Consider the following 18,488-nt stretch of genomic DNA (forward strand, 5'->3'; position numbering starts at 1 on the left):
CAACCCCTCCCGCCCGCGGGAGGGGAGACGAACGGCCGCAGCCGCTCGTCAGCAGCCCCCTACCGCCCGACCTGCGCCGCCTTTTCGCGCAAATCCGCCGCCGCCTGCGCATTCCCGCGCCGGTCCAGCAAATCCGCATAAATCCGCATGATCTCTGCATTCAGCGGCTGCAGCCGATAGGCGAGCGCGATCATCGGCAGCGCCTGCTCGCTGTCGCCCCTTGCAATCCACGCGCGTGCCAGTTCGCGCAGCACCACCGCGTCACGATTGCCGATCCGGCGGCGAATGCGCTCATAATGCGCGATCGCGGAGTCCCAGTCGCGGGCGTCCATCGCCAGCGCAGCGGCGATCCGCTCGCCCGCCACGCTCGACGGATCATTTGCGAGCAGCCGCAACACGACGCGGCGCGACGCCGCGGCATCGCCGATACGGTAAAGCGCATTGGCCAGCCGCAAGGCGACCCGCTCGCTCGCATCGAGTGCCTGCGCCGACCGGTACGCCTGCACCGCAAGGTCCAGCCGCCCTCCGGCCAGCGCCGCATCGCCCAGCAGCACGTGCGCGTCGGCTACGCCGGGGTTGGCATCGCGCAGCCGCGTCGCGCGCGCGATTGCTCCCGCATAATTGCTTCCCGCCAAATCGGCGGAGATCGCCGGGATCGCCTTCGCCGGATTGAGCGGATCGCCATCGGCCGACAGCGAAGCGAGACCGTAGCTGTCGCTCGCCGCGAACGGCGCCGCCTCGCCGCGCGCCAGCGTCGCGGCGCGCGCCAGATAGGCTGCGGACGCATCTGCGTCCCCCGTCTCGGCCGCCAGCCGCGCCGCGAGCAGCAACGCCCAGCTATCGGCATCGCCGCGTGCCGCGACGGGCGTCAGGGCATCGGCCGCCGCCCCGGCATCGCCATCGGCCCAGTCGGCCACCGCGAGGATCCGGCGCGCGGTGAAATTGTTTGGCTGTTCGGTCAGCAGCCGGTCGGCCCAGGTCGCCGCCACGGCCTGTCCGCCGAGTTCGAGTTCGACGACCGCGCTCAGCAGCATGAAGCCGGGCACATCGTCCATCGCACCGCGCGTGCGCTGGAGCAGGCTGCGCGCCAGCGGATAGTTCGCGCCGCGCGCCGCGAGCACCGCCTGCAGATAATATATCCTTGGATCGCCCGGCGCCAGCTCGGCCGCCGCGCGCAGCGACGCCAGCATATCCTTGTACCGGCCGAGGTCGCCGAACGTCGCGCCCTGCTCGATCAGCGCGTCGGCGTTGGCCGGATCGGCCGCCAGCGCCGCCTCGTACCAGCCGAGCGAGGGCTTCAGCCCCTGCTGCGTGCGCACCAGTTTCGCCTTGAGCGTCAGGGCGGCGCTGTTCTTCGCGTCGAGTTCGATCGCATAGTCGGCGGCGTCGTGCGCGCCCGCGGCGTCGGCGTTGGCGTCCCGAAAGCGCCCGACCGACACCCACAGCGCGGACTCGTTCGGCAGCGCCCGGACCGCGCGATCGAACGCGGCGCGCGCCGCGCCGAGATCGCCGCCCGCAAGCTGGACATCGCCCTCGACCCACGCCGCCTCGCCCGCCATCTCGGGTGCGACGGGTCCGTCGGCGAGCGTCTCCAGCGCGCGCGTCCCGTTCCCCTGCAACGCATAAGCCCGCGCCAGCAGCGGGCGCAAATAGTCGGCGTTGGCGCCCGCCGCGAGCGCCGCCTTCACCGTCGCCTCGGTCCCCACGCCATCGCCCAGCGCGATCTGCACGCGCGCCAGCCGGACCCGCGTCGCAATATCCCTGGGGTCAGCCGCGACGTCGCCCTGCAGCTTTGCAGCGCGCTCGCGAAGTTCGCTATGCGCGCCCTCCTTCGTTGCCTCACCGCAGCCGGCGAGCGCCAGCGCCGCCAGCGATGCGGCGAGCAGGACGCGGACACGGACCACTCAGGCCTGCATCCGATATTGCTTCAGCAGGTCGTAAAGCGTCGGGCGGCTGATCCCGAGCAGCTTCGCCGCCGACGAGATATTGCCCTCGCTCTGCGTCATCGCGCGGCGGATCGCGACGCGATCGGCGGCCTCGCGCGCGCTGCGAAGGTTCAGATAATCCTCGCCGTCCGCCTCGCTCCCGCCGGCAAGGTCGAGGTCGTCCTTCATCACCAGCTTGCCGTCGGCCATGATCACCGCGCGCTTGATCCGGTTTTCGAGTTCGCGGACATTGCCGGGCCAGCGCCCCTCGTCGATCGCCTGCAGTGCGTCGGGCGCGAAGCCGCGCACCGACGGGTTCATCTCGGGCGCATAATGGTGCAGGAAATGGCGCGCCAGCAGCACCGCGTCGCCCGGCCGCTCGGCGAGCGACGGGATCTTCACCACCATCTCGGCGAGACGATAGTAGAGGTCGTCGCGAAAGCGCTGCTCGGCGATCATCGCGTCGAGATCGCGGTGCGTCGCGCAGACGATGCGCGTATCGACCGCGATCGCCTTGCGCCCGCCGATCCGCTCGATCGTCCGTTCCTGCAGGAAACGCAGCAGCTTGACCTGCAGCGGCAGCGGAATGTCGCCGACCTCGTCGAGGAACAGCGTACCGCCATGCGCCAGCTCGATCTTGCCCTCGGTCGTCTTGACCGCGCCGGTGAACGCGCCCTTCTCGTGCCCGAACAGCTCGCTTTCGAGGAGATTCTCCGGGATCGCGGCGCAGTTGATCGCGACGAACGCCCCGTCGCGCCGCCCGCTCGCCTCGTGCAGCCCGCGCGCCAGCAATTCCTTGCCCGTCCCGCTCGCGCCGAGCAGCATCACCGACACGTCGAGGTTCGCGACGCGCTCGATCGTCCGCGCAACCTTCAGCATCTCGGGCGCCCCGGTGATCATCCCGCCCAGCACGCGATTGTCGCCCGAACCCCGCTCGGCGAGCCGCCCGTTCTCGACCTCCAGCTCGTGGACATGGAACGCCCGGCGGACGATCAGTCCCAGTTCCTCGATATCGATCGGCTTCTGGTAGAAATCCCACGCCCCGCTCGCGATCGCCGCCAGCGCGCTGGCGCGCTCGCCATGCCCCGACACGACGATGACCTTGGTATCGGGCTTCACCTCGAGGATCGCCTTCAGCACGCGAAATCCCTCGCGCGTTCCGTCGGGATCGGGCGGCAGCCCGAGGTCGAGCGTCACCACCCCCGGCTCCTCGGCGCGCAGCAGCTCGATCGCGCTGTCGAAATCGCCCGCGATCAGCACCTCATAATCGTCATACGCCCATTTGAGCTGCGCCTGCAGCCCCGGGTCGTCCTCGACGACCAGCAATTTCTTCGGCGCGGTCCCGCTGTCGTTCATGTCTATGCCACTCTTCCTGCCGGCATTCCCGCGTCCGCATGGGCCTCGGCCAGCGGCAGCCAGAATGTGAAATTGCTGCCCTTGCCCGGCTCGCTCGCGACCTCGATCGACCCGCCCATCGCCTGCGCGAGCTGCAGCGCCTCGAACGCCCCCAGGCCGAAGCCGCCTTCCTTGGTCGAGACGAAGGGCTTGAACAGCTCGTCGCGGACGAAAGCGCGGGTCATGCCCGCCCCCTGGTCGATCACGTCGATCCGGACGCGCCCATTCTCGGCGACCGCGATCAGCTGCACCGGCGTGTCGTCGGCAGAGGCGTCGATCGCATTGCTCACCAGATGCTGGACGACCTGCCGGATCGATCCCGTATCGCCCCACGCCGCAAGACCCGCCTGACATCCGACGAACAGCGCGCGCCGAGTCCGTACCTCGGCCGCGACGTCGCGCATCAGCGGTTCGACCAGCGTGCGCACGGCATCGGCCGACGGCCCGCGTTCGCGCGGCGACAGCCGGACGAGCAGGTCGGACAGCCGCCGCGAGGAGATTTTCAGCGTCTCGATCATGTCGGCGCGGAACGCCGGCTTTTCGGCATGACGCTCGGCATTGCTCGCGAGCAGGCTCAATTGGCTCGCCAGATTCTTGATGTCGTGCATGATGAAGGCAAAGCGGCGGTTGAACTCGTCGAAACGCTTGGCCTCCGACAGCGCCGCCTGGCTGTGCGATTCCGCCAGATAGCTTGCCGCCTGCTGACCCGCGATGCGCAGCACGTCGAGATCCTCCCAGTCGAGCGCGCGCGACACCGGTGGGCGATGGAGCACGACGACCGCGATCATCCGGTGGAAATGCAGCACCGGCACGACGACCCACGCGCGCGGGTCGGCAAGCAGCCAGCCCGGAATCGCCAGATCCTGCTCGCCCTTCTCGCCGCGCCGCTCGGCATCGAGGTCGACGATGTGCCGCGTTTCCTGCAGCATGAAGGCCGATCGCAGCGGCAGCTCGGCGCCCTCATCGATACCCGCCGGCCAATGCCACTGGTCGGAGACGCGAAACGCGCCGAGCGGATCGGGCAGCATCAGCAGCGCGCCAGGACTGCCCGTCAGCTCGGCCAGCGCGCGCGCCGCGCGGCGATGCAGGTTGCGATCGTCCTCGCCGTCGCCTTGCGCAAGCGTCGCGGTAAAGCGCATCCATTCGGCGCGATAGTCATAGCGATGCTCGAAGAAATGCTTCGAGATCATCACCGACAGCCACGCCCGCGCGCGCGCCGACAGCAGCAGCAGCCCGCCCGCCCCCAGTGCCAGCGTCAGGAACACCCCCTGCGCGAGGTCGCCATAATCGCCGCCGAGCTGCCGCGCGACCGCACCCGACAGCCCGATCAGGACCAGATAGAGCGCCGCGCCGAGCAGGATCAGCGTGCGCACCGCGGCGGGGCGCGACAGCCGCATCCGCTCGCGCCCGATATCCATCGCCGCGATCACGAAGGTCGGCAGAATCGCCAGCGCGACCGCGGGCAGCAGATGGATCAGCGTCGTCGCCGCCCTGCCGGTCATCGCCCCGATCAGCTGGACGTTGAGCTCATAGCCCCACAGCATCGCAAAGCCGCCCGCGACCGCCATCACCGGCATCCGGAGGCCCGCGCTCGCGCGGCGGACCCCGCTGTCGATCACCAGCAGCCCGCCGATCGCGACGAGCATCGTCGAGACGGCAAGCGACGGCCCGAGCCACTCGCTCGCCACCGCGCTCCGCCAATGGGCGATCAGGCCCGCGACCAGCGAAATGCCGCTGATCGTGACGAGCAGGCGAAAGATCAGCCGCTGCGCCCCCGCCATCGCGGCGGGTTTCGGCCAGAAGGTCGCCGCCAGCCAGCCCAGGATCGCCATGTCGCGCAGCGCCTGCGCGACCAGCACCTGCGACGCGCCGGGCGCAAAGACATAGAGCGACGCGCTCCACGCCATCGTCGCGGCGGCGGCGATCGCCAGCCAGCGCGGTGCGGGCATCAGCGCCGCCATCCGCTCGCGCGGCCGCGCCAGCAGCCACAAGGTTACCCCGCCATATCCGACAAAGGCCAGCGCGGATAAAATGTCGGCAAGGGCTCCCAGCGTCGGCATGGTCAGCGCGCGCCCTCCGGCCACAGCACGACGCGGACGGTCTGGAGGAGGATCAGCAGGTCGAGGAAGGGCGAGTAGTTCTTCGTGTAGTAAAGATCATATTCCAGCTTCGCCCGCGCATCCTCGATCGACGCGCCATAGGGATAGTTGATCTGCGCCCAGCCGGTCAGCCCCGGCTTCACCATGTGACGCTCGGCATAATAGGGCAGCTCGCGCTCGAGTTCCTCGACGAAGGCCGGGCGCTCGGGGCGCGGGCCGACGATGCTCATCTCGCCCTTCAGCACGCACCAGAGCTGCGGCAGCTCGTCGATGCGCAGCTTGCGGATGACATGGCCGACGCGCGTGACGCGGGGGTCGTTCTCAGACGCCCACACCGCCTGCCCCGCCGCCTCGGCGTCGGTGCGCATCGACCGGATCTTCACGACCTCGAACGGCTGGTCGTACCGCCCGACGCGCGACTGGCGATAAAAGACCGGCCCGCGGCTATCGAGCTTCACCGCGACGCCCGCGATCAGGATCAGCGGCAGCCCGACGACCAGCACCGCAAGGCTCGCGCCGATATCGAACAATCGCTTGCCGACGCGCGAGATCCGCTGGCCCGCCGAAAAGCCGTCGGAAAAGATCAGCGCGCTCGGGTTCGTCGTCGCCAGATCGACGCGCCCGGTCTCGCGCTCGATAAAGCTCGCAATGTCGCTGACCTGCACGCCCGTCGTCTTGACGCGCAGCAGGTCGTCGAGCGGCAGCGCGCCGCGCCGTTCCTCGAGCGCCAGCACCACCTCGCCCACGCGCAGGTCGACGACATGGTCGGCGATGCTGGCGATCATCGCGCGCGGCATCGCGTCCGCGATCGCGCGCTCGCCCTCGGTCATTGCGACGAAACCGGCGATCACGATCCCGCTTCCGGGCGCTTCGGCCAGTTTTTTGAGGCGCATCGCGCGCTTGCCCGCGCCCAGCACCAGAACGCGCCGACGGAACGCCTCGGCCCCCGCGCTCTGCGTCAGCGCCAGCCGGATCAGCGACAGCGACGCGATTGCGAACGCCATCGCGTACAGGCTGTTGACGCGCCACAAGGTCGCGGTCGGCAACAGGAAGCCGACGACCGCAAGAAAGATCACCCCCAGCGAAATCGCCGCGAGCAGCCGCGCGGTCGCGAACTTCATCGACCGCAGCGCCTCGTTGCCATACATCCCGGTCGCCATCATCGCGAGCGAGTTGGAAATGGCGAACGTCGCAAGCGGCAACCAGCGATCGGTCAGCGCACCGGGGTCGAAATCGGCATAACGGGCATAAAGATGCCACGCGGCCTCGGCCGACCCCAGCAAGGCCAGGAATTCTACGAGCGCCAGCCAGACGACCGCGTGCGGCACATAATGTTTGAACAGTCGGAACATCGGAAAGTCTGGCCCTTTCGCGGATATACCTAGCGCGCAGGCGTCAACTGTCGGTTAATTTTACACTTGTTTATCGCCCCGATGCGTCGAGTCCAGAGCGCAAAGCCATTCGGCTTCCCGGCGTGGCTGCGCTCCGGCCTCTGCCGGGGATCGCACAGGGCAGCTGGCGACCGGAACTAGCCGTCGCCCCCGCGAAGGCGGGGGCCGCAGTCGGTTTACGCTGCGGCGCAGGAAAAGGCCGATGGCGGCCCCCGCCTTCGCGGGGGCGACGATTATTGGTAACGACCGCTCCCCACCCCAATTTAGACATCCCCTCTTCGTCATCCCGGACTTGATCCGGGATCCAGCGCGGCGTTGAAGTCGTGGGCCCCGGATCATGTCCGGGGTGACGAATCTTCGTGATCGCCCGCGCGCTGCAGGTGCGCGTCGACGAAGCGCATCTCGCCCGCGAATTTGGCGCACGCCACCACGACTTCCGCCGCGCGACGCCGCGCTGGCTGGTCTTCTAGTCGCCCGCGAAGTCGAACGCGCTCACGCCGCGCTCGCCTTCGCGGAAGCGCAGCGGGCGGCCGAGCGGCGGCATCGAGCGCTGGATGCAGCCGCTGCGCGTGCACCGCCGGCAGCCGAGCCCGATCGGCGTGGCGGGGCTGCGCATCAGGTCGAGCCCTCGTGCCGCGATCAAAGGTGCGGCGACCTTCGCATCGACCCCAACACACACGGCAAAGCGCGCGGGCGTCCCGCTCCCCGTCGCGCCGGGGGCGGCGACCGAGCGCGACTGGGTGAACCAGCGCGAGCCATCCTCCAGCTCGACCAGATCGGCGATCACCTCGCCGGGGCGCGAAAAGGCTTCGTGAACGCCCCACAGCGGGCAGCGCGCATCGCCATCGACCAGCGGCGACTGGCTCGCCCCCGCATAACGCTTGCTCCCCTGCCCCGCGCGGTCGATGCGCAGCATGAAAAAGGGCAAGCCGCGCGCGCCGACGCGTTGCAAGGTCGTCAGCCGGTGTGCGACCTGCTCATAGCCCGCGCCGAAGCGCCGCTGGAGCAACAGCAAATCATATCCCGTCGCGTCGCACGCGCGCAGGAAGCGGCTGTACGGCATCATCAGCGCGGCCGCGAAATAGTGGACCAGGTGGCGCTCGAACATCCGCGCCGCCGCCGCTTCGGCGAACCCCGCGCCCGCGACGAGCGCGTCGATCTCGTCCTTCGCCTCGATCTGCGCCAGCGTCGCCGCCGCCTGGAAGGTGCGCGACGCGGGGCGCAGCAGCTCGTTCAGCATCAACTGCCGCGCGTGCCAGTCGAGCCAGCGCAGCCGGTCGGGCATCACGTCGCTCGGCAATATGCGAATGCCGAGCTGGTGCCGCGTGCGCAAACGCTCTGAAATCGTACCATAAAGGTCGCCGCCCGCGAGCCGCAGCTCGTCGGCCAGTTCCTCGGCGCGCGCGTCGAGGTCGGGGAAATGGTTGCGCCATTTCTCGATCGCGCGGCGCACCGCGGCAACTTCGGGCGCGTCACCTTCGCCTTCCGAGCGCCCCTCGGGCGCGGCATCGAACAGGCGGGCGAACGCAGCCGCGGTCATGGGCGCGGTCTGCAGCCACTCCTCGACCTCCTGCGGCCCGATGCCCAAGTCGGCAAAGCGCGGATCGGCGAGCCGGCGTCTCAGGCCCGCAAGCCCGCCCGGCACATCCTCGGCGCCCAGCTTCGCCGCGTCGAACCCGAAGCGCTCGGCCAGCCGCACGATCACCGTCGCCGACAGCGGCCGCTGGCCATGCTCGATCAGGTTGAGATAGCTCGGCGAAATATCGAGCGCCTCGGCCATCGCCGCCTGCGTCATCGCCGCCTCGCGCCGCACCTTGCGCACCGCCGGCCCCGCAAACACCCGCCGCTCCGCCATCGCTTGTAACTTTCTTTACTACTTTACACGACGATTTACACCGAACCGGCATATTTCACAAATATTATTGACAAAGCTTTTCACTTTGCGCGGCACCTTCGCCAACTTCCACCCATCACCTCTCGACAAGGGACTCGAACGATGGGCTACACCGAAGACATGGCGCAGGCCGGCCGCCTCATCCGCGACTATGACGGCACCTGGGACGGCATCAGCGGCGAGAGCGTCGCCCGGATGCGCGCCCAGAACAAGTTCCGTACCGGGCTCGACATCGCCCGCTACACCGCGCGCATCATGCGCGCCGACATGGCCGCCTACGACGCCGATCCCGCGAACTACACCCAGTCCCTGGGCTGCTGGCACGGCTTCATCGCGCAGCAGAAGATGATCTCGATCAAGAAGCATTTCGGAACCGTCAAGGGCCGCTACATCTATCTCTCGGGCTGGATGATCGCCGCACTGCGCAGCGAATTCGGTCCACTCCCCGACCAGTCGATGCACGAAAAGACCAGCGTCCCCGCGCTGATCGAGGAAATCTACACCTTCCTGCGTCAGGCCGACGCCCGCGAACTCGGGCTTCTGTTCCGCGACCTCGACGCCGCACGCGCCGACGGCGACGAACTCAAGGCGAAGCAGATCCAGGCCGCGATCGACAATCATGAAACGCACGTCGTGCCGATCATCGCTGACATCGACGCCGGCTTCGGCAACGCCGAGGCGACCTATCTGCTGGCGAAGAAGATGATCGAAGCGGGGGCTTGCGCGCTGCAGATCGAAAATCAGGTTTCGGACGAAAAGCAGTGCGGCCATCAGGACGGCAAGGTCACGGTGCCGCACGAGGATTTCATCGCGAAGATCCGCGCCTGCCGCTACGCCTTCATGGAACTCGGCGTCGAGGACGGGATCATCGTGACGCGCACCGACAGCCTCGGCGCGGGCCTCACCAAGCAGATCGCCTTCTCGAAGGAACCCGGCGACCTTGGCGACCGGTATAACAGCTTCCTCGATTGCGAAGAGGTCGAGGGCGCGGGCAACCCCGGCGACGTCCTCATCAACCGCGACGGCAAGCTGCTGCGCCCGAAGCGCTTGCCCTCGAACCTCTATCAGTTCCGCCCCGGAACCGGCGAGGATCGCTGCGTCATGGACTGTATCGCCAGCCTGCAGAACGGCGCCGACCTGCTCTGGATCGAAACCGAAAAGCCGCACATCGAACAGATTGCCGGCATGGTCGACCGCATCCGCGAAGTGGTCCCCAATGCGAAGCTCGCGTACAACAACTCGCCGAGCTTCAACTGGACGCTCAACTTCCGCCAGCAGGTGTTCGACGCGTGGGAGAAGGAAGGCAAGGACGTCAGCGCCTATGACCGCGCCAAGCTGATGAGCGTCGATTATGACGCGACGCCGCTGGGCGAAGAGGCCGACAACCGCATCCGCACCTTCCAGCGCGACGCGGCGAAGCGGGCGGGCATCTTCCACCACCTTATCACGCTGCCGACCTATCACACCGCGGCGCTCAGCACCGACAATCTCGCCAAGGAGTATTTCGGCGACGAAGCGATGCTCGGCTACGTCAAGGGCGTCCAGCGCAAGGAAATCCGCGAGGGGATCGCCTGCGTGAAGCACCAGAATATGTCGGGCAGCGACATCGGCGACGACCACAAGGAATATTTCGCCGGCGAGGCAGCCCTGAAGGCCGCGGGCAAAGACAATACGATGAATCAATTCGCGGCCTGACCAGTTCGGCGCGAGGGGCCCGTTGCACCCCCTCGTGCCACCCGGTTTGGCGCGGAGCCCTTGCACAAATGCTCCGCGCCTCCCGAGCTTTCCTGGGGAGGAAAGCCTGCCCGCCGGAAGCCATTTGGCCTCCGGCGGGCATTTTCGTCGTTTGTGACCTGAATATGACAACGTTTACCCTTGCCCCGCGCGGCCGACGCCGGCATCTTGTTGCGATGCACAACAAGAATCCCCTCTCCCGGGCGGCTGGCGCATGAGCGACACGCGCCTCAAGATGATGGAAGCGATTGCCCGGCGCCGCACCGTGACCGCCGACTATAACGGCAACCGCATGACCCTCGCGCCGCACCAGCTGTTCGAACGCCACGGCGACCTGTTCGTCAGCGCGCTCAATCTTGGCAAAAGCTGGCGCGAGGACGAGGAACCGCGTCTCGGCCTGTTCAAGCTCGACGGCCTCGGCGCCGCCGAGGTCGAAGAAGCGGGCTTCGATCCGCTGCCGACCTTCGAAGCCGCCGCCCCGCGCGATGACGACGTCCTGCTGATGGCGGTATAAGGGGCGGGCGCTGCGCCCGCCCCCTGCCCCATCAACCCGCAGCCGCTTCGCCGGGCCTGGTCTTCACAAGCGACCAGACTACGCCCCCCGCGATCAGCGCCACGGTCACGCCCAGGCTGATGAGCGGCGGGAATTTGCCGCCGCCCAGCACGAAATCGGCGACGAAGATCTTCGACCCGATGAACACCAGCACCAGCGCGAGCGCATATTTCAGATAGTGGAAGCGATGCACCATCGCCGCGAGCGCGAAGTAAAGCGCGCGCAGGCCGAGGATCGCCATGATGTTCGACGTATAGACGATGAAGGTGTCGGTCGTGATTGCGAAGATCGCTGGCACGCTGTCGACCGCGAACACCAGGTCGGCAAGGTTGATGACGACCAGCGCCAGAAACAGCGGCGTCGCGGCAAGCGCGAGCTTTCCGGTCTTCGTATCGGGCACGCGGACGAAGAATTTCTCGCCATGCAGTTCGTGCGTGATCGGGATATGGCGCGACAGCCATTTGACGACCGGATTGCCCGCGACATCCATCGGCTTCTCGCCCGCGAACAGCATCTTGATGCCCGTGAACACGAGGAAGGCGGCGAACACATAGAGCAGCCAGCCATATTCGGTAACCAGCGCCGCGCCGCCCGCGATCATGATGCCGCGCAGCACGATCACTGCGACGATGCCCCAGAGGAGCGCGCGATACTGGTAGCGCGGCGGAATAGCGAAGGTCGCGAAGATCAACGAGATGACGAAGATATTGTCGATCGACAGCGCCTTCTCGATGAAGAAGCCGGTGTAATATTGGAGGCCGGCCTCGCCGCCCTTCTCGATCCAGATCCACGCGCCGAACGCGAGCGCGATCGTGATGTAAAGCAAGGAGAGTTTCAGGCTCTCGCCGATCCCCATCTCCTTATTCTCCTTGTGGAGGATCCCGAGGTCGAACGCGGTTAGCGCGACGACAAGGCTGATGAAGGCGAGCCAGAACCAGACCGGGGTTCCCAGCCAGTCCACGAAGAGAAATTCCATGATGATGATCCCTGGGATGCGCCAAAGGCGCCGCCCCTTCCCTTGGCGGGGAGCGGGGCAGCGTCTCCGGCTCTATCTTATGGTGATTAGATGGCGGGCGCGGGCTGGCGCGACAGGCTCGCCAGGCGTTTGCGCACCGCGAGCTTCAGCGTCTTCAGCCGCAAAAGCCGGAACGGATCGGCGCCGCTGCGCCGATGCTCGCGGCGCAGCGCATCGTCGATCTGGCGATGCAGTTCGGTCAGCCGGTAGAAGCGCGATTTGAAAGTCATGAAGGGCCTCCTGATTGATGAAATCAAGCAGGTGACGCCGATGCCGGACCCGGGATTGAGGGGGGAGGTAGGCCAAGCATCGGTGTCACCCGATGCGGTCCGACATCACGTGGCGGAAGAGACTTCCGCCGACGCCAGAGGGGCCCGGCCCGCATACGCACTATATAGGGTAACGGCGGACGCGTTGCAAGGCTTTGCCCCTCCCCCTCCGGTCGTGCTAGCCCGTCAGGCTATCGGATCACCGAGCTTTTGGGAGAAAATATGACCGTCCGGATCGACCTTGATGGCCCAGTGACGATCGTCACCATCGACCGCCCCGCCAAACGCAATGCCGTCGATCCGCTCACCGCGCTGGCCCTCCGCGAGGCCTTCACCGCCTTTGCGAAGGACGATAGCGCGCGCGTCTCCATCCTGACCGGCAGTTCGGGCCAGTTCTGCGCGGGGTTCGACCTCGGCGCGGTCGGCACGTCGCACTATGACCCCGATGGCCCCGGCCCGATGGGGCCGACCCGCATGCTGCTCGAGAAACCGGTTATCGCCGCAGTCGAGGGTCACGCTGTCGCGGGCGGGCTCGAACTCGCGCTCTGGTGCGACATGCGCGTCGCGGCGGAAGGCGCCATATTCGGTGTCTATTGCCGCCGTTGGGGCGTGCCGCTGATCGACGGCGGCACCGTGCGCCTGCCGCGCATCGTCGGGCAAGGACGCGCGCTGGATATGATCCTGACCGGCCGGCCCGTGGCCGCCGACGAAGCGCTGCGCATCGGCCTTGCCGATCGCATTGTGCCCGATGGCGACGCGCTCGTCGCCGCGATTGATCTCGCGAAACAGGTCGCCGCCTTCCCGCAAATCTGCATGAACAGCGACCGGCTCAGCGCCTACCGCCAATGGGACTTCGACATCGAGGCCGCGCTTGCGCACGAAGCCCGCGCCGGCGTCGCGCCGCTTCGCGAAGGCGCGGCGGCGGGAGCGAAGAAGTTTACCGAGGGCGCCGGTCGCGGTGGCAGCTTCGACGCTTTCAAGGGGAAGTAGGACCAGGAGCCCGCGGCCGCCGCATTGCCGCCGCGCCCCGATCACGATGGGAAGCGGCGGCCCCCGGGGACAAGCCCGGGAGAGCGAAAGTGGTGGGACCGGCGGTTGCGATCAATCGACGCGATTGAAATGCGTGGTTTCCAGTTTTTGACGACTATCGCCGGACCAGACGATGGTTTCCGTCATCGATTTTCGATCCTTGGCGACGGTGTAGACGCGCGTCGACACCCGCGCGCCCGCCTTTCCCAGCGTCATGACCAGTGTGTTCGGAGCCGGCTGTCGCAGCGCAACGCTGTCGATGAGTTCCATATTTCCGGAGACCGGTACCGGGACGCCGTCCAGGGCAGCGGTCGATTCCGCGTGACGGCTGGAGCCGTCGGGCGCGACGATTTCGACGCGCGTCGTCCATTTGCCGTCTGGCGACGCCCGGAAGGTCATCGTCACCCGTTGCGGGCGCTCCTCCTCCGGCAGCTGCGATGCGTCCAGCGACCAGCTTCCGGCGAGCGGCGGTCGCCGCCATGCCGTGCTGTAAACCGTGTCCCGCTTCGCGATCGGATCGGCGGACGGTGCGACCGCGATCATCAATCCGGCAGCGGCAATGGGTAGTGCGATGAGCATGACGATCATTCCTTTCGAGCCGCGAACCCCGATGGCCGCGGTGTGCTCCGGATCCTTTCCGGCGGCACGCTGGTTCGAAAGACCGATATTTTCGTCACAAGTTTTTTGGGGTTCCAGAAGGCGCGCCAGTTCGCGGCTGCCGCCGACCCCCGTCTTGCGGCGGGCGGAGCGCAAACGCTCGTTGATCGATGTTTCCGAACGATCCAGACGCGCGGCGATCGTCTTCACTGTATGCCCGGCGGCCAACAGGCGCAGAATTTCCATTTCCCGGTCGGTGAGGCATGCAGACAAGCCGGGAGCAGATTCATGGGCAGGCATGTCGTTTGCTGACCACAGCGTCACGGACAGGTCCATCCCAATTTATTTGGAATACGGCAGCGCGGCCCGGCAAAGCGGCTGGTGGCCCCGCCGGGTTCGCTATGTCTTCGGCATCAGCTTCATTGCCATCGCCGTCAGCGCCTCGGTCGCTGTCGAAATGACGACGGGGGCGTCGGGCGCCCAGAAGGGCGAATGCAGGCTCGGTAACGTCCGGCCTTCCTTCTTCGCCGCATCATATTCGGCCTGCGGGACCCCGCCGACCCAGATGATCAGGCTCTTGATGTCCTTATTCTCTTCGCGCGAGAAACGGCTGAAATCCTCGCCGCCCATCACCGGCGGCAACTGCATGACGCGCTTCTCGCCGAAGCGGGTCTTGAGGAAGCCCGCCATTTCGTTCGTGAAGTCGACCGTGTTGAACATCGCGGGCGTGAATTCGTCCTTTTCGACGGTCACCACCGGCATCTTGTCCTCTGGCATGCCAGCCGCGATCGCCTCGCCCTTCGCGATCCGCGCAATTCCGTCGAGCAGCTTCGCGCGCACTTCGTCGGTGTAGCTGCGCACGGTCAGTTGCAGCCGCGCCTCGTCCGGGATGATGTTGTGCTTGGCGCCCCCGTGGAAGCTGCCGACCGTCACCACCGCGCTGTCGAGCGGGCTGATTTCGCGCGAAACCAATGTCTGCAAGGTCGTGACGATCCGGCTTGCAAGCACGATCGGATCCTTCGTCGCCTGCGGATAGGCGCCATGTCCGCCCAGCCCCTTCACGAGGATGTCGACGCTGTCGACATTGGCGAGCGCATAGCCCGGCGTATAACCGATCATCCCCGCCGGAAACTGCGCGGCGTCGTGGAAGGCGAGCGCATATTGCGGTCGCGGGAAGCGGGTATAGAGCCCGTCTGCGAGCATCATCCGCGCGCCCGCGCCGCGCTCCTCTGCGGGCTGCCCGATCATCACCAGCGTGCCCGACCATTTGTCCTTGTTGGCTGCCATCAGCCGCGCGGCGCCGATCCACGCGGTCATATGCGTATCGTGCCCGCACGCATGCATCACGCCCGTCTCGACGCCTTCCTTAGTCGTCACGCGGACCTTCGAAGCGCCGGGAAGCCCGGTCTGCTCGATCACCGGCAGCGCGTCCATGTCGGCGCGGACGAGCACCACGGGACCGGGTCCGTTTTCCAGCACCGCGACGACGCCGGTGCCGCCGACCTTTTCGGTCACCTTATAGCCAAGCTTGCGCGCCTCGGCCGCCAATATCCCCGCCGATCGGACTTCCATGAAACTGAGTTCGGGATTGGCGTGAAGATCCCGGTAGATCTCCATGAGCGAAGGCATCTGCTTCTGCACCTCGGGCGCCAGCTCCTGCGCCGCCGCGGGCATCGAAAGCGCGAGCGCAGCCACGCCGGTCCACCATATCCGCATCGTCATTCCCCTGTTCAGCTTGCAGGCACGAGTTCGATCACGTCGAGCAACGATTCATAAGCCGGCGCCGGCAGCACCAGCCGCCAGCGATTGTCGCCGATCCGCTCGACCAGCCCCGCCATGTCGCGCATCCGGTCGGTGCCGTAGCTCAGCGGCATCGTCTCGTCGCCGAGTTCGAGCGTGCCGAGAAAGATCTGCCGGTTGAGACTGTCGGGAAAGATCAGCCCCACCGGCCGCTGCGACCCGGTCAGCTTGGTCAGGCTCATCAGCCCCTGTTCGGACGCCACGCGACAGTCGAACCAGCCATAGGCGACATAGGCGAGCGTACTGCGCCCCTGCGTCCCGATCTTGACCGTGCGGCAACGGTAATCGCCCGCGGGAAGATGCGGGTTGGGCAGTGCCGCCGCCGGCTGCAGCAGGACGCCCTCGCGATCGACGTCCCCGCCAAAACCCTTGGCGCGCGCATCGGCGAGGGCGGCGGTCCAGCTCGAATACCAGTTGCGAACGCGCTCGCGATCCCGATCGGTCGCGGTCGCGCGCCAGGTTCCGGCGGTTTCCGCCGCCGGTGCGGCCGCCGGGGCATCGGTGGCCGAAGGCGGCTGCGCCGCGATCGTGGTGCAAGCGCCGAGTCCCAGCGCACCCGCGCAAAACATGAAAAATTTCGGGATGCGACCCCCCATTGCCTTTGCCTCCTGCCCGGCGTTTTGCCGGAGCTTAGGAGGCGAAAGGTCAATGCTCAAGCGCGATGCTCAGGCGGCGGTCCAGCCGCCGTCGACGCTGAGGTTCGCGCCGGTGATGTTCGCCGCCTCGTCGCGCGTCAGGAAGGCGGCGATCGCCGCGACCTGTTCGACAGTGACGAACTGCTTCGTCGGCTGCCCCGCAAGCAGCACATCGTTGATCACCTGCTCGCGCGTCATGTGACGCGCTTTCATCGTGTCGGGAATCTGGTTTTCGACCAGCGGGGTCCAGACATAGCCGGGGCTGATGCAATTGACCGTGATCCCGGCGTCGGCAACCTCCAGCGCGACGGTCTTGGTCAGGCCGGCAAGCCCATGCTTCGCGGTGACATAGGCCGATTTGAACGGCGACGCGACGAGCGAGTGCGCCGAGGCGGTGCCGATGATCCGCCCCCATTTCTTCTCGCGCATCCCCGGCACGGCGTGACGGATGGTGTGGAACGCCGCGGTCAGGTTGAGCGCGATGATCATGTCCCATTTCTCGGGCGGGAAATCCTCGACCGGCGAGACGAACTGCATCCCGGCATTGTTCACGAGGATGTCGACCCCGCCGAGATCCTTGTCGGCGCGCTTGAACATCGCCTCGATCTCGTCGGGCTTGGTGAGGTCGGCGCCGTCATAGACGGCCTTGCCGCCGTTCAGCACAGCCAGCGCCGCGCGCTCGGCCTCGATCGCCGCTTCATCGCCGAAGCCGTTGATGATGATGTTCGCGCCCTCGGCAGCGAAGGCCTTGGCGATGCCGAGGCCGATGCCGGAGGTCGATCCGGTGACAAGGGCTGTCTTTCCTTGGAGACGCATGATATTTCCTTTCAGGCGGGGGGATTTTTCGGGGAGATTCAGCCGTTTTTCGGGCGCAGCATGTCCGACTGGACGGCGAAACTGTCGGAACGCCCCTCGGCGATGCTTTCGGCGAGCAATTGCCCTTCCTTCATCGCCGCCTCGACCGCGTCGCGGCCGAGCGCCCAGTTGACCTCCATCGTCGAACGCGAAAATTCGAAATCGCGCGCTCCGGTCTGCCAGGCGGGGGGCTGGTGGATCAATTGCACCACATTGAGCGCCTTGCAGTCGACCATCTTTTCGACCGCCTTCACCTCGGGCAGGTCGCGGGCTTCGGGCGGCAGTTTCCTAAGCATCCGGTCGATTAGCCGATGCTCCTTGCGCCGCCGGACCAGCCCGTCCGAAATGCGCCGCGTACGGCTCGAAAAGCGAATGTCCTTCTCGCGCGACCACGCTTCTTCCAGATCGTGCGGCCGCTCGCCACGCGCCGGGAACAGGTCGACCTGAAAGACGAGCATATCCTCTTTCGCGCTCTCGACGACATGTTCGAGCGGAGTATTCGACACGAGCCCACCGTCCCAATACCACGCGCCGTCGATCTCGACCGGCGGCAGTCCCGGCGGCAGCGCGCCCGACGCCATGATGTGCCGGGCGTCGATCGTGTCGGTGGTCGTATCGAAATAACGGAAATTCCCGGTCTCGACGGCCACGGCGCCGACAGACAGGCGGACCTTGCCATTGTTGAGCCGGTCCCAGTCGACAAGCCGGTCGAGCGTCGCGACCAGCGGCGCCGTGTCGTAAAAGCTCACCGCTGCCGGCGTCTGCTTCTCGGCGAACATCGGTGGCGGGATACGGGGGATGAAGAAGCCCGGCACGCCAAAGGTCGCGACCTGCGCTGCCGCGCCCAGATGCGTCCATTCGCGCAGCAGATCATTGTCGGCGATCGGCAGCGGCGGCAGCGCGGACGACACGCCTTCCCAGAATTGCCGCATCTTGCCAACCGCCTCGTCGCGCGGATTCCCGGCAATGATCGCAGCGTTGACCGCGCCGATCGAGATGCCAGCGACCCAGTCCAGCTCGATGCCGAGATCGATCAGCGCCTCGTAAACCCCGGCCTGAAACGCCCCGAGCGCCCCTCCGCCTTGCAGGACGAGCACGACCAGATCGGGAAGCGGAAGGGAGGCGCGGGCGGCACGGCGGGGCATGGACTCGGACGATCCTTTTCTGCGTTCGGCACCCTCGCCTTTTGTGCACCGCAGCAGGAACAATTGCAAGGCATGTGTCACGGCGCGAAGACCCTTCCAATTGCAACGCGCTGCTGCCACAATCGCCTCCGCACAGACATTTAGCGGCGGGA

The 18,488-nt window shown here is 66.8% G+C and carries 15 protein-coding genes; 3 read left to right on the plus strand and 12 right to left on the minus strand.

Going from position 1 to position 18,488, the window contains the following annotated elements:
- Positions 1-59 precede the first annotated feature (59 nt).
- From QOL68_RS13130 to QOL68_RS13150, 5 genes are all read right to left on the minus strand, one after another.
- Entirely contained in the window at positions 60-1,904 is a 1,845-nt protein-coding gene (locus QOL68_RS13130; protein ID WP_282949593.1) for a tetratricopeptide repeat protein, read from the minus strand.
- A complete protein-coding gene (gene prsR, locus QOL68_RS13135; RefSeq protein WP_282949592.1) occupies positions 1,905-3,281 on the minus strand; it encodes a PEP-CTERM-box response regulator transcription factor in 1,377 nt (458 codons plus the stop codon).
- Positions 3,282-3,283: 2 nt separating this feature from the next.
- On the minus strand, positions 3,284-5,380 hold the full coding sequence (gene prsK, locus QOL68_RS13140) for an XrtA/PEP-CTERM system histidine kinase PrsK (protein ID WP_058456131.1): 2,097 nt from the start codon (positions 5,378-5,380) through the stop codon (positions 3,284-3,286).
- A 2-nt stretch (positions 5,381-5,382) separates the two neighbouring features.
- On the minus strand, positions 5,383-6,771 hold the full coding sequence (locus tag QOL68_RS13145) for a TIGR03013 family XrtA/PEP-CTERM system glycosyltransferase (protein ID WP_282949591.1): 1,389 nt from the start codon (positions 6,769-6,771) through the stop codon (positions 5,383-5,385).
- Between the two features lie 505 nt (positions 6,772-7,276).
- Complete coding sequence (locus QOL68_RS13150) at positions 7,277-8,665, minus strand: helix-turn-helix domain-containing protein (protein WP_282949590.1); 1,389 nt, start codon at positions 8,663-8,665, stop codon at positions 7,277-7,279.
- A 141-nt stretch (positions 8,666-8,806) separates the two neighbouring features.
- On the opposite strand from QOL68_RS13150, the gene QOL68_RS13155 reads away from it, so the two are divergent.
- Together QOL68_RS13155 and QOL68_RS13160 are read left to right on the plus strand one after the other, a co-directional pair.
- Complete coding sequence (locus tag QOL68_RS13155) at positions 8,807-10,399, plus strand: isocitrate lyase (RefSeq protein ID WP_282949589.1); 1,593 nt, start codon at positions 8,807-8,809, stop codon at positions 10,397-10,399.
- Between the two features lie 253 nt (positions 10,400-10,652).
- Positions 10,653-10,952 (plus strand): WYL domain-containing protein, encoded by a 300-nt coding sequence (locus QOL68_RS13160; protein WP_204992639.1) that lies wholly within the window; start codon positions 10,653-10,655, stop codon positions 10,950-10,952.
- Between the two features lie 31 nt (positions 10,953-10,983).
- On the opposite strand, the gene QOL68_RS13165 is transcribed toward QOL68_RS13160, so the two are convergent.
- Together QOL68_RS13165 and QOL68_RS13170 are read right to left on the minus strand one after the other, a co-directional pair.
- Positions 10,984-11,967: a TerC family protein gene (locus QOL68_RS13165; RefSeq protein ID WP_282949588.1), complete on the minus strand. Its 984-nt coding sequence runs from the start codon at positions 11,965-11,967 to the stop codon at positions 10,984-10,986.
- An 86-nt stretch (positions 11,968-12,053) separates the two neighbouring features.
- Positions 12,054-12,236 carry a DUF465 domain-containing protein gene (locus QOL68_RS13170; RefSeq protein WP_058456125.1) on the minus strand — a complete coding sequence of 61 codons (183 nt, stop codon included), beginning with the start codon at positions 12,234-12,236 and terminating at the stop codon, positions 12,054-12,056.
- Positions 12,237-12,497: 261 nt separating this feature from the next.
- On the opposite strand from QOL68_RS13170, the gene QOL68_RS13175 reads away from it, so the two are divergent.
- Entirely contained in the window at positions 12,498-13,265 is a 768-nt protein-coding gene (locus QOL68_RS13175) for a crotonase/enoyl-CoA hydratase family protein (protein ID WP_282949587.1), read from the plus strand.
- 111 nt (positions 13,266-13,376) lie between these two features.
- Here the strand turns inward: QOL68_RS13175 and QOL68_RS13180 are convergent, their stop codons facing one another.
- From QOL68_RS13180 to QOL68_RS13200, 5 genes are all read right to left on the minus strand, one after another.
- Positions 13,377-14,237, minus strand: coding sequence for a helix-turn-helix domain-containing protein (locus QOL68_RS13180; RefSeq protein WP_282949586.1), 861 nt, complete (start codon positions 14,235-14,237; stop codon positions 13,377-13,379).
- Between the two features lie 63 nt (positions 14,238-14,300).
- Entirely contained in the window at positions 14,301-15,617 is a 1,317-nt protein-coding gene (locus QOL68_RS13185) for an amidohydrolase (RefSeq protein ID WP_282949585.1), read from the minus strand.
- Positions 15,618-15,631: 14 nt separating this feature from the next.
- The gene (locus QOL68_RS13190; protein WP_282949584.1) at positions 15,632-16,297 is read right to left on the minus strand and encodes a DUF4893 domain-containing protein; all 666 of its coding nucleotides are present in this window, start codon (positions 16,295-16,297) and stop codon (positions 15,632-15,634) included.
- Between the two features lie 69 nt (positions 16,298-16,366).
- Positions 16,367-17,152 carry a 3-hydroxybutyrate dehydrogenase gene (locus QOL68_RS13195; protein ID WP_204992635.1) on the minus strand — a complete coding sequence of 262 codons (786 nt, stop codon included), beginning with the start codon at positions 17,150-17,152 and terminating at the stop codon, positions 16,367-16,369.
- A gap of 38 nt (positions 17,153-17,190) precedes the next feature.
- The gene (locus QOL68_RS13200; RefSeq protein WP_282949583.1) at positions 17,191-18,336 is read right to left on the minus strand and encodes a patatin-like phospholipase family protein; all 1,146 of its coding nucleotides are present in this window, start codon (positions 18,334-18,336) and stop codon (positions 17,191-17,193) included.
- Positions 18,337-18,488: the final 152 nt, after the last annotated feature.

Origin of the sequence: Sphingopyxis sp. Geo25, assembly GCF_949769135.1 — a bacterium.
Classification (GTDB): Bacteria; Pseudomonadota; Alphaproteobacteria; order Sphingomonadales; family Sphingomonadaceae; genus Sphingopyxis.